Origin of the sequence: Streptomyces recifensis (genome assembly GCF_002154615.1) — a bacterium.
In the GTDB taxonomy this organism is placed as follows: domain Bacteria; phylum Actinomycetota; class Actinomycetes; order Streptomycetales; family Streptomycetaceae; genus Streptomyces; species Streptomyces griseoluteus.
In genome coordinates this window covers 1-15,279 of the sequence record NZ_MUNH01000435.1, presented here as the reverse complement: position 1 = coordinate 15,279, position 15,279 = coordinate 1, and the positions used below count along the sequence as shown (strand labels likewise).

The 15,279-nt window shown below is 70.8% G+C and carries 12 protein-coding genes and 1 pseudogene; 1 reads left to right on the top strand and 12 read right to left on the bottom strand.

Features of this window, described 5'->3' with window-relative positions; translation table 11 throughout:
* Window positions 1-427: 427 nt before the first annotated feature.
* Entirely contained in the window at window positions 428-3,565 is a 3,138-nt protein-coding gene (ileS, locus tag CCN33_RS21835; protein WP_086695240.1) for an isoleucine--tRNA ligase, read from the top strand.
* 239 nt (window positions 3,566-3,804) lie between these two features.
* On the opposite strand, the gene CCN33_RS21830 is transcribed toward ileS, so the two are convergent.
* The 12 genes and pseudogenes from CCN33_RS21830 to CCN33_RS21775 all read right to left on the bottom strand — a co-directional run.
* The gene (locus tag CCN33_RS21830) at window positions 3,805-5,046 is read right to left on the bottom strand and encodes a DivIVA domain-containing protein (RefSeq protein WP_086695239.1); all 1,242 of its coding nucleotides are present in this window, start codon (window positions 5,044-5,046) and stop codon (window positions 3,805-3,807) included.
* Window positions 5,047-5,098: 52 nt separating this feature from the next.
* Entirely contained in the window at window positions 5,099-5,389 is a 291-nt protein-coding gene (locus tag CCN33_RS21825) for a YggT family protein (RefSeq protein ID WP_030810117.1), read from the bottom strand.
* A 50-nt stretch (window positions 5,390-5,439) separates the two neighbouring features.
* The gene (locus tag CCN33_RS21820) at window positions 5,440-6,081 is read right to left on the bottom strand and encodes a cell division protein SepF (RefSeq protein WP_030810120.1); all 642 of its coding nucleotides are present in this window, start codon (window positions 6,079-6,081) and stop codon (window positions 5,440-5,442) included.
* 129 nt (window positions 6,082-6,210) lie between these two features.
* Window positions 6,211-6,930, bottom strand: coding sequence for a YggS family pyridoxal phosphate-dependent enzyme (locus tag CCN33_RS21815; protein ID WP_086695238.1), 720 nt, complete (start codon window positions 6,928-6,930; stop codon window positions 6,211-6,213).
* 6 nt (window positions 6,931-6,936) lie between these two features.
* Window positions 6,937-7,665, bottom strand: coding sequence for a peptidoglycan editing factor PgeF (gene pgeF, locus CCN33_RS21810; RefSeq protein WP_086695237.1), 729 nt, complete (start codon window positions 7,663-7,665; stop codon window positions 6,937-6,939).
* On the bottom strand, window positions 7,662-8,882 hold the full coding sequence (ftsZ, locus tag CCN33_RS21805) for a cell division protein FtsZ (RefSeq protein ID WP_086695236.1): 1,221 nt from the start codon (window positions 8,880-8,882) through the stop codon (window positions 7,662-7,664). The genes pgeF and ftsZ overlap by 4 nt, the downstream gene beginning before the upstream one ends.
* Window positions 8,883-9,158: 276 nt before the next feature.
* Window positions 9,159-9,953 (bottom strand): cell division protein FtsQ/DivIB, encoded by a 795-nt coding sequence (locus CCN33_RS21800; protein WP_086695235.1) that lies wholly within the window; start codon window positions 9,951-9,953, stop codon window positions 9,159-9,161.
* A 27-nt stretch (window positions 9,954-9,980) separates the two neighbouring features.
* Complete coding sequence (gene murG, locus CCN33_RS21795; protein WP_031183759.1) at window positions 9,981-11,069, bottom strand: undecaprenyldiphospho-muramoylpentapeptide beta-N-acetylglucosaminyltransferase; 1,089 nt, start codon at window positions 11,067-11,069, stop codon at window positions 9,981-9,983.
* 6 nt (window positions 11,070-11,075) lie between these two features.
* Window positions 11,076-12,434 (bottom strand): putative lipid II flippase FtsW, encoded by a 1,359-nt coding sequence (ftsW, locus tag CCN33_RS21790; RefSeq protein ID WP_086695234.1) that lies wholly within the window; start codon window positions 12,432-12,434, stop codon window positions 11,076-11,078.
* A 68-nt stretch (window positions 12,435-12,502) separates the two neighbouring features.
* Entirely contained in the window at window positions 12,503-13,945 is a 1,443-nt protein-coding gene (gene murD, locus CCN33_RS21785; RefSeq protein WP_208621827.1) for a UDP-N-acetylmuramoyl-L-alanine--D-glutamate ligase, read from the bottom strand.
* Window positions 13,927-15,000, bottom strand: coding sequence for a phospho-N-acetylmuramoyl-pentapeptide-transferase (gene mraY / locus CCN33_RS21780; RefSeq protein ID WP_030810142.1), 1,074 nt, complete (start codon window positions 14,998-15,000; stop codon window positions 13,927-13,929). Before mraY ends, murD begins: the two co-directional genes overlap by 19 nt.
* Window positions 14,997-15,266: pseudogene (locus CCN33_RS21775) on the bottom strand (UDP-N-acetylmuramoyl-tripeptide--D-alanyl-D-alanine ligase); the annotation flags it as partial. The pseudogene CCN33_RS21775 and the gene mraY, both read right to left, overlap by 4 nt.
* Window positions 15,267-15,279: the final 13 nt, after the last annotated feature.

The window sequence follows — 15,279 nt, the reverse complement described above, 5'->3', positions numbered from 1 at the left end:
CCTGCATCCGTTGTGCCCCGCTCCCCGGCCCGTAACCCGTCACTCCCGCCTCCGCCGCCATTCGGGTCACACCACCGGGCCGGAAAAGCGGTCGGCCGCTGTCCGCCCGGCGCCGTACACTGGGCGGAGCGAGAAGCGTGGATGGGGACGAGTAGCGTCGTAACGCAGCCCAGAGCGAGCCGGGGTCGGTGGAAGCCCGGTGGCGAGCGCGATGTGAAGATCACCCCGGAGCCGCCGGAGGAAAGCCCCCTCGGGGGCGAGTAGAACCGGCTTCGCGACCCCAATGAGGGGGCTCACCGCCGGACGGACCCCGGTGGCGGGCCAAGGAGGGTGGTACCGCGGGAGCGCGCCGCACACGGCGTGAACAGGAAGAACGCTCTCGTCCCTCCGACGGAAGGCAGCAAGTTCCGTTGGAGGATGCTCGCAGATGACAGCGCCGACGTACCGCCAGGTGCCCGCCCAGGTCGACCTGCCCGCGCTTGAGCACGCCGTGCTCGACTTCTGGCGCGACCAGAAGATCTTCGCCAAGACCCTGGAGCAGTCCGAGGGCCGCCCCGAGTGGGTGTTCTACGAGGGCCCGCCGACCGCGAACGGCATGCCGGGCGCGCACCACATCGAAGCCCGCGTCTTCAAGGACGTCTTCCCCCGCTTCCGCACCATGCGCGGCTACCACGTCGGCCGCAAGGCGGGCTGGGACTGCCACGGCCTGCCGGTCGAGCTGGCCGTGGAGAAGGAGCTGGGCTTCTCCGGCAAGAAGGACATCGAGGCGTACGGCATCGCCGAGTTCAACGCCAAGTGCCGCGAGTCGGTGACCCGGCACACGGACGCCTTCGCCGAGCTGACGACCCGCATGGGGTACTGGACGGACCTCGAGGACCCGTACCGCACGATGGACCCCGAGTACATCGACTCGGTCTGGTGGTCGCTGAAGCAGATCTTCGACAAGGGCCTGCTGGTCCAGGACCACCGCGTCGCCCCCTGGTGCCCCCGCTGCGGCACCGGCCTCTCCGACCACGAGCTGGCCCAGGGCTACGAGACGGTCGTCGACCCCTCCGTCTACGTCCGCTTCCCGCTCACCTCCGGCCCGCTGGCCGGCGAGGCGTCCCTGCTGGTGTGGACGACCACCCCGTGGACCCTGGTGTCCAACACGGCCGTCGCCGCCCACCCGGACGTCAGGTACGTCGTCGCCACGGACGGCACGGAGAAGGTCGTCGTCGCCGAGCCGCTGCTCGCCAAGGCCCTCGGCGAGGGCTGGGAGCCCACCGGCCAGTCCTTCACCGGCGCCGAGATGGAGCGCTGGACCTACCAGCGCCCGTTCGAGCTGGTCGAGTTCCCGGAGCCGGCGCACTACGTGGTCAACGCGGACTACGTCACCACCGAGGACGGCACCGGTCTGGTCCACCAGTCCCCCGCCTTCGGTGAGGACGACCTCAAGGTCTGCCGCGCCTACGGCCTGCCGGTGATCAACCCGGTCCGCCCCGACGGCACCTTCGAGGAGGACGTCCCGCTGGTCGGCGGCGTCTTCTTCAAGAAGGCCGACGAGCAGCTCACCGAGGACCTGCGCGAGCGCGGCCTGCTCTTCCGGCACCTGCCCTACGAGCACAGCTACCCGCACTGCTGGCGCTGCCACACCGCGCTGCTGTACTACGCCCAGCCGTCCTGGTACATCCGCACCACCGCCGTCAAGGACCGGATGCTCGCGGAGAACGAGGGCACCAACTGGTTCCCGGAGACCGTCAAGCACGGCCGCTTCGGCGACTGGCTGAGCAACAACATCGACTGGGCGCTCTCCCGCAACCGCTACTGGGGCACCCCGCTGCCCGTGTGGTGTTGCGACAACGACCACCTCACGGTCGTCGGCTCCCGCGCCGAGCTGGGCGAGCTGACCGGCACCGACCAGTCGGGCCTGGACCCGCACCGCCCGTACATCGACGCGGTGACCTTCCCCTGCCCGGAGTGCGGCGACACCGCCACGCGCGTGCCCGAGGTCATCGACGCCTGGTACGACTCGGGTTCGATGCCGTTCGCGCAGTGGGGCTACCCGCACAAGAACAAGGAGCTGTTCGAGAGCCGGTACCCGGCGCAGTTCATCTCCGAGGCCATCGACCAGACCCGCGGCTGGTTCTACACCCTGATGGCGGTCGGCACCCTGGTGTTCGACCAGTCCTCCTACGAGAACGTCGTGTGCCTCGGCCACATCCTCGCCGAGGACGGCCGCAAGATGTCCAAGCACCTGGGCAACACCCTGGAGCCCATCCCGCTGATGGACCAGCACGGCGCGGACGCGGTGCGCTGGTTCATGGCGGCCGGCGGCTCCCCCTGGGCGGCCCGCCGCGTCGGCCACGGCACCATCCAGGAGGTCGTCCGCAAGACGCTCCTCACCTACTGGAACACGGTCGCCTTCCAGGCCCTGTACGCCCGTACCTCCGGCTGGTCCCCCAGCGAGGCGGACCCGGCCCCGGCCGACCGTCCGCTGCTGGACCGCTGGCTGCTGTCGGAACTCCACGCCCTCACCGACCAGGTGACCAAGGCACTGGAGGCGTACGACACCCAGCGCGCCGGCAAGCTGCTCTCCGCGTTCGTCGACGACCTGTCCAACTGGTACGTGCGCCGCTCGCGCCGCCGGTTCTGGCAGGGCGACAAGGCCGCGCTGCGCACGCTGCACGAGGTGGTCGAGACGGTCACCCAGCTCATGGCGCCGATCACCCCGTTCATCGCCGAGCGGGTCTGGCAGGACCTGATCGTCCCCGTCACCCCGGACGCCCCGGAGTCGGTCCACCTCTCCACCTGGCCGGAGGCCGACCTGTCGGCGATCGACCCGGAGCTGTCGAAGCGGATGGTCCTGGTCCGGCGGCTGGTGGAGCTGGGCCGCGCCACGCGTGCCGAGTCGGGCGTGAAGACGCGTCAGCCGCTGTCCCGCGCGCTGGTCGGCGCGGCCGGCTTCGACACCCTCGGCGCGGAGCTGCGCGCGCAGATCACCGAGGAGCTGAACGTCGAGTCCCTGGCCTCGCTGTCCGAGGTCGGCGGCTCGCTGGTGGACACCACCGCCAAGGCCAACTTCCGCGCTCTGGGCAAGCGGTTCGGCAAGCGGGTGCAGGACGTGGCCAAGGCGGTGGCCGCGGCCGACGCCGCCGCGCTGTCGCTCGCGCTGCGCGAGGGCACGGCTTCCGTCGAGGTCGACGGGGAGCTGGTCGCTCTCGCCCCGGACGAGGTGATCATCACGGAGACGCCGCGTGAGGGGTGGTCGGTGGCGTCCGACTCCGGTGCGACGGTGGCGCTGGATCTGGAGATCACGGAGGAGCTGCGGCAGGCGGGGCTCGCGCGGGATGCCATCCGGCTGATCCAGGAGGCGCGTAAGAACAGCGGGCTCGACGTGGCGGACCGGATCGCTCTGCGGTGGTCGGCCACCGACCCCGCGGTGGTCGCCGCGCTGTCCGAGCACTCGGGGCTCATCGCGGAGGAGGTTCTCTCCACGGACTTCGCCCGGGGCGAGGGGGCCGAGGGCTTCGGGGAGGCCTTCGTGGACGAGGGACTGTCGTTGACGTTCCGTCTGCGCAAGGCGTAACGCTCTGCCGGCTCGACGGCGGCTGCCCTGCGGGGTGGCCGCCGTCGTGGTTTCCGGCTGCGGGTGCGTGGTGGCTGGTCGCGCGGTTCCCCGCGCCCCTCGATGTCGGGATGCCGTCCCGCTGGCTGCCACGCAACCCTGCTCAACACGCGTAAAACAGGGCGGCCCCCGGACCGGAGTCCGGGGGCCGCCCTGAACGCTGCCGACGCCTGTGGCGTACTAAAGGCCGTGCGGGGCCGTCAGTTGTCGTCCTCGTCGATCAGGAACCCACGCATCGGCGAGGGAGCCTGACCCATCGAGGACGGGCCCTGCGGCCGGACCGGAGCCATCGGCTGGGTCATGGCCGGCGTCATCTGCTGCTGGCCGCCGTAGGACGGGCCGGAGGGCGACTGGGGGCCGCCCATGCCCTGGTTGCCGCCACCGTAGGACGGGGCGCTCGCGCCGGCCGGAGCCATCGAGGGCGCCGGGGACGGCGGGAGGGACGCGGCGGCCGGAGTGCGCGGCGGAGCGAGCGAGTCGTCGGCCTGCGTCTCGAGCTGACGGAGCTGAGACTCCAGGTACGACTTCAGACGCGTCCGGTACTCGCGCTCGAAGCCGCGCAGGTCCTCGACCTTGCGCTCCAGCGTGGCGCGGGCGGACTCCAGGGAGCCCATGGCCACGCGGTGCTTCTCCTGCGCGTCCCGCTCCAGGGCGTCGGCCTTGGCACGGGCGTCGCGCTCCAGACCCTCGGCGCGGCTGCGGGCCTCACCGACGATCTTGTTGGCCTCGGAGCGGGCCTCGGCGATCGCCTGGTCGGCGGTCTGCTGGGCCAGCGAGAGGACACGCGCGGCGCTGTCGCCGCCGGGGCCACCCTGACCGGGCAGGCCGGGGCCGCCCATCGGACCGCCCATGGGGCCGCCCATCTGCTGCGGCATGGGCGGCTGGCCGCCCATCGGGCCCTGGCCCATCGGACCGGGACCCTGACCCATGGGGCCGGGACCCTGCTGGCCCATCGGACCCTGGCCCATGGGGCCCTGGCCCATCTGTCCCTGACCCTGGCCCATCGGACCGGGACCCATCTGACCCTGACCCATCTGACCCTGACCCATCGGGCCGGGGCCCTGCGGGCCGCCCTGTCCGCCGGGACCGGCGGGGAGCTGCGGGGCACCGCTCGGCAGCTGGGGCGGGCCACCCATGGGGCCACCCATCTGCTGCTGCGGCGGACCCGATATCCCGGCGGGAACCGGGGCGCCGGGACCGCGCATGCCCTGCTGCTGGTCCTGCCCCTGCTCCGGGGGCTTGCGCATGTTCTGCTGGTTCTGCGCGGCGGCCCGGGTGGCGGCGGCCAGCTTGGCGCGCAGATCCTCGTTCTCGCGGAGCAGACGGGTCAGTTCGGCTTCGACCTCGTCGAGGAAGGCATCGACCTCGTCCTCGTCATAGCCTTCTCGGAGGCGGACGGTCGTGAACTGCTTGTTCCGCACGTCCTCGGGGGTCAACGGCATCTCTTCACCTCAACGTAGTCATCGGCAGTCGGCAAGACCGTATCGTCCACCCTCATCGCACGAAGCTCCCCGCCACGGTGATAAGGATGTAGACGATGATCATCAGAACGAAGAAGGACAGGTCGAGTGCCACGCCCCCGAGCCGCAACGGCGGGATGAACCGCCGCAGAAGCTTCAACGGTGGATCGGTGACAGTGTAGGTGGCCTCCAGTACGACCACCATCGCCTTGCCGGGTTGCCACGAGCGGGCGAACTGGAAGACGTAGTCCATGACCAGCCGGAAGATCAGGACGACGAGAAACACCATCAGCGCGATGTAGATCACCTGCGCGAACACGCTCATGGCTGCTGGTTCCCTCTCCCCTGTTCCGTGCGTCTTCCGGTGGTGCGTCTTCAGCTCTGGTTGAAGAACCCGCCCTCTGCGATGCGGGCCTTGTCCTCCGCCGTGACATCGACGTTAGCAGGAGACAACAGGAAGACCTTCTGCGTCACCCGTTCGATACTGCCGTGGAGTCCAAACACCAAACCCGCCGCAAAGTCGACAAGTCGCTTCGCGTCGGTGTCGTCCATCTCCGTCAGATTCATGATCACCGGGGTGCCCTCGCGGAAGTGTTCCCCGATGGTACGGGCCTCGTTGTAGGTCCGCGGGTGCAGGGTGGTGATGCGGTACGGCTCTCGTTCCGACACGACCTTGGGCATGATCACCGGCGCGTTCTTCTCCAGGGACTGACGTTCTTGTGTGATGGACGCCACGGGCGCGATGCGCGCCGGGCGGCCCGATTCCGCGGTCAGCGCCGGGGAATGGGACACCGGTTCGCGTTGCGCCGGAGGCTGCACCACTCGCACCGATTCATCCCTTTGGGACACATGTGCACTGTGCGGCTGGTGTGTCGGCTCGTGTCGTCGGTGGTCCCGCTCGGGCTCCGGGTCCAGTTCGGGCTCGAAGTCGTCGTCGGGGTCGAAACCCCGGCCGTCGTACCCATCGTCCTCCACGAGGCCGAGGTAGACCGCCATCTTGCGCATCGCGCCGGCCATGCTCTGAGTCCTCCGCTCTGTGGTGGATCGGGTGACGACTGCCAAGTTCCCGCGATCCACTCGGTCGTTGCGCCCGCTTTCGGCGGACATTGACCATATTTTCTGCTGTGGTCCGACTTCTTGGCGACGTTACCCGAGCCTGGCACGGACTCCGAGTACCGCGCTGCCGACGCGCACATGTGTCGCCCCGGCCGCCACGGCCTCCTCGAGGTCCGCGCTCATCCCTGCGGACACCATGGTTGCAGCAGGATGGGCCCGGCGCAGGTCGGTCGACAAATCCACGAGCCGTTCGAACGCCGCGCGTTCGCGTCCCGCGTACTCGCCGGTGAGCGGCGCGACGGTCATCAGGCCGTCGAGCCGGAGTCCGGGCGAGCCGGCGATCAGGTCCGCCAACTCCCCGATCCCGGCCGGTGCGACACCGCCCCGCTCGCCCCGGCCGCTCGCCCCCGCGTCCAGGGCGACCTGGATGAGGCAGCCGATCTCGCGCCCGGCCCGCACGGCCTCCTTGGAGAGTGCGGTGACGAGCCGGTCCCGGTCGACGGACTGCACGACATCGGCATAGCCGACCACGGAGCGCACCTTGTTGGTCTGCAACTGACCCACGAAGTGCCATTCCAGGGGCAGATCCGCGCACTCGGCGTGCTTGGGTGCCGCGTCCTGGTCCCGGTTCTCCGCGACCTGACGCACTCCCAGTTCCGACAGGATGCGGACATCGTCGGCCGGGTAGGTCTTGGTGACCACGATCAGGGTCACCTCTTCACGTGCCCGCCCCGCGGCCGCGCACGCGGCGGCGATGCGTTCCTCAACCTTCGCCAGATTCCCGGCGAGTTCGGTCCTACGGTCCGTCATGCCCCATCAGTCCAGCCACACATAGCCGGCGAGCCGTCCGGTGGAACGGTCGCGGCGGTACGAGAAGTGATCGTCCGACTCCCTTGTGCACACCGGGGATTGCTCCCGGTCGCGCACCCCGAGCCGGTCGAGCTGCGCGTGCACTCCGGCGCTCACGTCGACGGCGGGAGTGCCCCAGCTCGTCTCGGCGTGCGCCGCCGGTTCGGCGGCGGCAACCTCGGCGCGCATCGCCTCCGGCACCTCGTAGCACCGGCCGCACACGGCGGGTCCGGTGCGGGCGACGATCCGGCCGGGTTCGGCGCCCAGCTCGGTCATCGCGCGTACGGCCGCCGGGACGACCCCGGCGAGCATGCCGGGCCGTCCCGCGTGCGCCGCGGCGACGACACCCGCGACGGGGTCGGCGAGCAGCACCGGTACACAGTCGGCGGTGAGCACCGCGAGGGCGAGGCCGCGGCGGGCGGTGACGAGCGCGTCGACCTCCGGCACCGGGCGCTCGCCCCAGGGCTCGTCCACGACCGCGACCTCGGCGCCGTGCACCTGGTTCATCCAGACCACCCGCGCCGGGTCCACGCCCAGCGCACGGGCGGTCAGTTCGCGGTTGGTCCGCACGGCGCCGGGGTCGTCGCCGACCGCGCCGCCGAGGTTGAGCTCCGCATACGGAGCGGCGCTCACCCCGCCCCACCTGTCGGTGAAGGCGAAGTGCGCGCCGCTCACGTGTCCGCGCTGTCCTATCACTTCAGGAAGTCCGGCACGTCCAGCTCCTCGGCCGCGCTGTCCGCGTAGGTACGGGACTGCGGCACCGGCGGGGCCACCGGGATCTCGACCACCGGCTCGGGGGCCGGCTCCGGCTCCTCCTTCGGGGTCACGCTGCCGAGCGAGCCGAAGGTCGGACGGCTCTCCGCCTGCTGCTGGCGCGGCGGAGCGGGCTCCTCGCGGCGCTGGGCCGAAGAGCCGGAGGAGGAGGCCGAGGACGAGCCGAGGACGTTGTCCCGGCGGGCCGGGGGCTGGCCGCCGTCGAAGCCGGCCGCGATCACGGTGACCCGCACCTCGTCGCCGAGGGCGTCGTCGATGACCGCGCCGAAGATGATGTTGGCCTCGGGGTGGGCGGCCTCGCTGACGAGCTGCGCCGCCTCGTTGATCTCGAACAGGCCCAGGTCGGAGCCGCCGGAGATGGAGAGCAGGACGCCCCGGGCGCCGTCGATGGACGCCTCCAGCAGCGGCGAGGAGATCGCCATCTCGGCGGCGGCCACCGCGCGGTCGTCGCCGCGGGCCGAGCCGATGCCCATGAGGGCCGAACCGGCTTCGGACATGACCGACTTGACGTCGGCGAAGTCCAGGTTGATCAGGCCGGGGGTCGTGATCAGGTCGGTGATGCCCTGGACACCGGAGAGCAGGACCTGGTCGGCGGACTTGAACGCGTCCAGGACCGAGACCTGGCGGTCCGAGATGGACAGCAGCCGGTCGTTGGGGATCACGATGAGGGTGTCGACCTCTTCGCGCAGCTCCGCGATGCCGTCCTCGGCCTGGTTGGCGCGGCGCCGGCCCTCGAAGGTGAACGGGCGGGTGACCACGCCGATGGTGAGGGCGCCCAGCGAGCGGGCGATGTTGGCCACGACGGGCGCGCCGCCGGTGCCGGTGCCGCCGCCCTCGCCGGCGGTCACGAAGACCATGTCGGCCCCCTTGAGGACCTCCTCGATCTCCTCGCGGTGGTCCTCGGCGGCCTTGCGGCCGACGGCCGGGTTGGCGCCGGCGCCGAGTCCGCGGGTGAGTTCACGGCCGACGTCCAGCTTGACGTCGGCGTCGCTCATCAACAGGGCCTGTGCGTCGGTGTTGATGGCGATGAACTCGACGCCCTTGAGGCCGACCTCGATCATCCGGTTGATGGCATTGACACCACCGCCGCCGACACCGATGACCTTGATGACTGCGAGGTAGTTCTGCGGTGCTGCCACGTCGAAGGCCTCTCGCCTCGAATTACGTTGTCGCGCCGGGCGGTTCCCGACCGGGACGACGGATGCCGAATTGGGACGGTCCGAACGCCGACCCGAACCCTAACGCTGAAGTTTAGGGTTACCAGTGTGTCTGTTCCCTGGAGTCTTCTGAACAGGACACTAAGTCGACAAGCGGCGCCCGTTCAACGAACACGCCGAACCTCCCGTTTTTCTTTTCACCCTATGTGATCAGCCGTAGCAGTGCCCAACCAGGGTGCTGGCCTGCGCTGATGTGCGTCAACTCCCCGCTGACGCGGGGGCGGTGGGCACGCTCACGTCGAAGTGCCGGGCGTCCGGAGCTGCTTTCATGAGAGCTGTGAGGGCCCGTGCCTTGGCGCGGCCCTGCTCCCCGCTCCCCCACTCCACGGTGCGTCCGCGGCCCAACTCCAGGGTGATGGCGTCGAACGAACCCACCTTGACCGTCCCGGTGTCGCGGGCGACGGCGGGCGGGAGACTGCCGGCCACCCGGACCGCCTCGCGCACGAGACGTCCGGTGCCGAAGCGGCGCAGGCTGGCGGCACCCGATCCCTTGCGGGAAGCGGCGAGTTCGAGCATCGGTACACCCTTCGGCGCCTTCCCCACGACCGCGAAACGTACGCCCTCGTGATCGATCTCGGTGAACTTGCCGTTCTCGCGGGCCACCAGCACCGGGGTGCGCTCGGTGACCTTCAGGGTGATGCCGTCCGGCCAGGACCGGGACACCTCGACGGTGTCGATACGGCGCAACTTCCCCCGCAGCCGGGCCTCGACGGCGTCCGTGCCGATGGAGGCCAGCGGGGCCCCGACGGGGACGGCGGCGGCGGCGCGGACCTCGGCCGGGCCGAGCACCCGGGTGCCGGAGACCGAGACGTGCCGTACGCGCAGCCACTCGGAGCCGTAGAGCAGCCAGACGGTACCGGCGCCCAGGAGGACCAGCGCGATGGCCGATGCGATGATCACACGAAGGCGGGGGCGCCTGAACCGGCGGACGAGCGGCGGGCCGGCCGACTCCTGCTGGCGTTCACCGCGCTCGGCGGTGGTCGAACCGGCCACGCTCGCTGTCCCTTCGTCGTGCGATGCCTAACGGCTGGAGGCGATGGCCTCGTACACCATGCCGACGAGCAGGTCGTCGGCGTCCCTGCGGCCGAACTCACCGGCGGCGCGGGACATCTCGTAGAGACGGTGCGGGTCGGCGAGGACGGGGAGCACGTTCTGCTGCACCCACTCCGGCGTCAGTTCCGCGTCGTCCACGAGGAGTCCGCCGCCCGCCTTGACCACCGGCTGGGCGTTCAGCCGCTGTTCGCCGTTGCCGATGGGCAGCGGGACGTAGGCGGCCGGAAGCCCGACGGCGGTCAGTTCGGCGACGGTCATCGCGCCCGCGCGGCAGAGCATCATGTCGGCCGCGGCGTACGCGAGGTCCATCCGGTCCAGATAACTTACCGGGACGTACGGGGGCATCCCCGGCATCTGCTGCACCTGCGGCAGTTCGTTCTTCGGGCCGACCGCGTGCAGGATCTGGATGCCGGCCTGCTGGAGCCAGGGCGCGACCCGCTGGACGACCTCGTTGAGGTGCCGGGCGCCCTGGGAACCGCCGGAGACGAGCAGCGTGGGCAGGTTGGGGTCCAGGCCGAAGCGGGCGCGGGCCTCGGGGCGCGCGGCGGCACGGTCCAGGGTGGCGATGGAGCGGCGCAGCGGGATGCCGATGTAGCGGGCGTCACGCAGCTTGCTGTCGGGCGTGGAGACCGCCACCCGGGCCGCGTAGCGGGAGCCGATCTTGTTGGCCAGGCCGGGGCGGGCGTTGGCCTCGTGGATCACGATCGGCACACCCAGGCGCTTGGCGGCCAGGTAGCCGGGCAGCGCGACGTAGCCGCCGAAGCCGACCACCGCGTCCGCCTTGGTGCGCTCCAGGATCTGCTCGGCGGCCTTGATCGTGCCGCGCAGCCGGCCCGGCACGGTGATCAGCTCGGGGGTGGGCTTGCGCGGCAGCGGGACCGCCGGGATCAGCGCCAGCTCGTAGCCGCGCTCCGGGACGAGCCGGGTCTCCAGACCGCGCTCCGTGCCCAGGGCCGTGATCCCCACGGTGGGGTCCTGCCTGCGCAGGGCGTCCGCGAGGGCGAGCGCGGGCTCGATGTGGCCCGCGGTACCCCCGCCGGCGAGTACGACATGCACCGAAATTCACCGCTCTCCGGACGAACGCGCCACCGAGGCACGCCGTCGCATCGTGTTCCATCTCCGTGGCACCCGCTCGGCACGGGAGCCCCCCGACCGCTTTCTACCAAAGCGGGGTTGCCGCATCGCAAGTGCCGCCCGCGCACCGGGCTCGTCACGCGCGAACGCGATCAGCAGCCCGACGGCGAACATGGTCGGCAGCAGGGCGGACCCTCCGTAGGAGAACAGCGGGAGCGGGACGCCGGCGATCGGCAGCAGGCCGAGCACCGCACCGATGTTGATCACCGCCTGGGCGATGAGCCACGTCGTCACGCCTCCCGCGGCGTACCTCACGAAGGGGTCCTCCGTGCGTCCGGCCACGCGGATACCCGCATAGCCTAGAGCCGCGAACAGGGCCAGTACCGACAGCGTGCCCGCCAGGCCCAGTTCCTCACCTGTGACGGCGAAGATGAAGTCCGTGTGGGCTTCGGGGAGTTGGCCCCATTTCTCCACGCTGGCGCCCAGTCCGGAACCGAAGATCCCGCCCGAGGCCAGGGCGTAGATGCCGTGCACGGCCTGCCAGCAGTCGGCGGCGCCCGCCTTGGGCTCGGTGGCGCCGATGCAGGCGAGCCGGGCCATCCGGTTGGGGCTGGTCTTGATGAGGATCACACCGATCAGCCCCGCCACCGACAGCACTCCGGCGAAGAGCCGGGTCGGGGCGCCGGCCAGCCAGAGCAGGCCGAAGAGGATGGCGGTGAGGATGATCGCGGTGCCCATGTCGCCGCCGAGCATGATCAGCCCGAGCAGCAGGAAGGCGACCGGGACCAGCGGGACCAGCATGTGCTTCCACTGGGTCAGCAGCCGCTTCTCCGACTTGCGGGCGATCAGGTCCGCGCCCCACAGCACCAGGGCGAGCTTGCCGAACTCGCTGGGCTGGATCTGGAAGGAGCCGCCGAGCGAGATCCAGTTCCGGTTGCCGTTGACCGACATCCCTATCCCCGGCACCTGCACCAGGGCCATGGAGAACACGGCGGCGGCCAGGATCGGGTAGGCCAGCGCCCGGTGCAGCTTGACGGGCATCCGGGAGGCGGCGAACAGCAGCGCGCCGCCGATGAGCGCGGCGAGGAACTGCTTGCGGAAGAAGAACGAGCCGGGCAGCGAGAGCTGCAGCGCGGTGATCTGGGAGGCCGAGTAGACCATCACCAGGCCCAGGACGGTGATCAGCATGCTGCCGCCCAGGATCAGGTAGTAGGCGGTCAGCGGCCGGTCCCACGCCTTGCGGGCGCGGTCGCGCAGCCGGCGCAGCGGGTTCTCGCCCGCGATCCCCGGGGGCGCGGGACGGGCCGCCCGCCGCACGGGCGGCCGTCCGGTACGGCTACTGGGCATCCTGGCCTCCGCTGAACGTCGACCGTCCCACGCGTCCCTCCCAAGGTCCGCCCGGCGGGCGGCCGGGGTCAGGCGCCGAGTTCGCGGACCGCGGCCGCGAACGCGTCGCCGCGCTGGTTGTAGTTGGTGAACATGTCCATGGAGGCACAGGCCGGGGCCAGCAGGACCGTGTCGCCGGGCCGGGCCAGCCGCTTCGCCTCCGTCACCGCCTGGAGCATCGCCCCAGTGTCGGTCCGGTCGAGGTCCACGACGGGTACTTCCGGGGCGTGTCGCGCCAGGGCCTCGCGGATCAGCGCGCGGTCGGCGCCGATCAGGACGACACCCCGCAGCCGCTTGGCGGAGTTGGCCACCAGCTCGTCGAACTCGGCGCCCTTGGCCAGTCCCCCCGCGATCCAGACGATCGGCTCGTAGGCGGCCAACGAGGCTTCGGCGGCGTGGGTGTTGGTGGCCTTGGAGTCGTCCACGTAGGCCACGCCGTCGAGGTCGGCGACGTGGGCGATGCGGTGGGCGTCGGGCTTGAAGGCGCGCAGTCCGTCGCGCACCGCCTGCGCGGGCACCCCGAAGGAGCGCGCGAGGGCCGCCGCGGCAAGGGCGTTGGCGATGTTGTGCGGGGCGGGCGGGTCGACGTCGGAGATCTCGGCCAGCTCCTGCGCGTTCTTCTGCCGGTTCTCCACGAAGGCGCGGTCGACCAGGATGCCGTCCACCACGCCGAGTTGGGAGACGGCGGGCGCCTGGAGCGTGAACCCGACGGCCCGGCAGCCCTCTTCGACGTCGGCCTCGCGCACCAGGTCCTCGGTGCGCGGGTCGGCCACGTTGTAGACGCAGGCGACCTTGTTGCCCTCGTAGATGCGGCCCTTGTCGGCGGCGTAGGCGTCCATCGAGCCGTGCCAGTCGAGGTGGTCCGGGGCGAGGTTGAGGACCGCGCCGGAGTAGGCGCGCAGGGAGGGCGCCCAGTGCAGCTGGTAGCTGGACAGCTCGACGGCGAGTACGTCGTACTGCTCGTCGCCGAGGACGGCGTCCAGCACGGAGACGCCGATGTTGCCGACCGCGGCCGTGCGCAGGCCCGCCGCCTTGAGGATGGAGGCGAGCATCTGCACGGTGGTGGTCTTGCCGTTGGTGCCGGTGACGGCGAGCCAGGGGGCCGCGTCGGGCCCGCGCAGGCGCCAGGCCAGCTCGACGTCGCCCCAGACGGGGACGCCCGCCTGCTCGGCGGCGCGGAAGAGCGGCTTGTCGGGCTGCCAGCCGGGGGCGGTGACGATCAGCTCGGTGCCCTCGGGCAGGGTCGCGCCGTCGCCGAGGCGGACGGTGATGCCGAGCGCCTCCAGTTCCGCCGCCTGCTCGCGGGCGCGGGCGTCGTCGCCGTCGTTGACGGCCGTGACGATCGCCCCGCGCGCGTGCAGCGCCTTCGCGGCCGGCAGGCCGGAGACGCCGAGGCCGGCGACGGTGACGTGCTTGCCCTGGAATTCGCTGGTTCCCGAAGGCACCGAGGAGGTCACTTGTCCGCTGCCCATCCCGCGTAGAAGAGGCCCAGTCCGACGATGACGCAGATGCCCTGGATGATCCAGAAGCGGACCACGACAAGGACCTCGGACCAGCCCTTGAGTTCGAAGTGGTGCTGGAGCGGTGCCATCCGGAAGACGCGCTTGCCGGTGAGCCGGAAGGAGCCCACCTGGATGACGACCGACATGGTGATGAGGACGAACAGGCCGCCCATGATGGCCACCAGCAGCTCCGTGCGGGAGAGGATGGCCAGGCCGGTGAGGACACCGCCGAGGGCGAGCGAGCCGGTGTCGCCCATGAAGATCTTCGCCGGGGAGGTGTTCCACCACAGGAAGCCCAGGCAGGCGCCCATCAGGGCGGAGGCGACCACCGCGAGGTCCAGCGGGTCGCGCACCTCGTAGCAGGCGGCCGGGTTGGTCAGGGTCATGGCGTTGGCGCAGGACTCCTGGAACTGCCAGACGCCGATGAACGTGTAGGCGCCGAAGACGAGGACGGAGGCGCCGGTGGCCAGGCCGTCCAGACCGTCGGTGAGGTTCACGCCGTTGGACATGGCGAGGATCATGAAGAGCGCCCAGACCACGAACAGCACCGGGCCGATGGTCCAGCCGAAGTCGGTGATGAACGACAGCTTGGTGGAGGCCGGCGTGTTGCCCCGGTTGTCGGGGAACTGCAGAGCGAGGACGGCGAAGCCGATGCCGACTATGAGCTGGCCGGCCATCTTCGCCTTGGCCCGCAGACCGAGCGAGCGCCGCTTGACGATCTTGATGTAGTCGTCGAGGAAGCCGACCAGGCCCATGCCGAACATCAGGCCGAGCACCAGCAGGCCGGAGTAGGTCGGCGGCTTGCCGGTGATCACCTTGCTGAGGAAGTACGCGGCGATCGTGGCCAGGATGAAGGCGATACCGCCCATGGTCGGCGTACCGCGCTTGCTGGCGTGCTCGCGCGGGCCGTCGTCGCGGATGTACTGCCCGTAACCCTTGCGGGCGAGGAGCTTGATCAGCAGCGGGGTGCCGATCAGCGTCAGGAAGAGGCCGATGACGCCCGAGAACAGGACCTGGTTCATCATCGGGCGGCGACCTCACCCTCGGTACCGGCCTCGGCGAGCGTCTGCGCGACCCTCTCCAGCCCCACCGACCGGGACGCCTTCACCAGCACGACGTCCCCCGGACGCAACTGCTTGCGCAAAAGGTCGATCGCCGCCTGTGCGTCGGACACGTGCACCGACTCCTCACCCCACGAACCCTCGTTGTATGCGCCCAGTTGCAGCCAGGAGGCTTCGATGCCACCGACCGCGACGAGCTTGCTGACGTTGAGCCGGACGGCGAGCCGTCCGGCTCAACGTCAG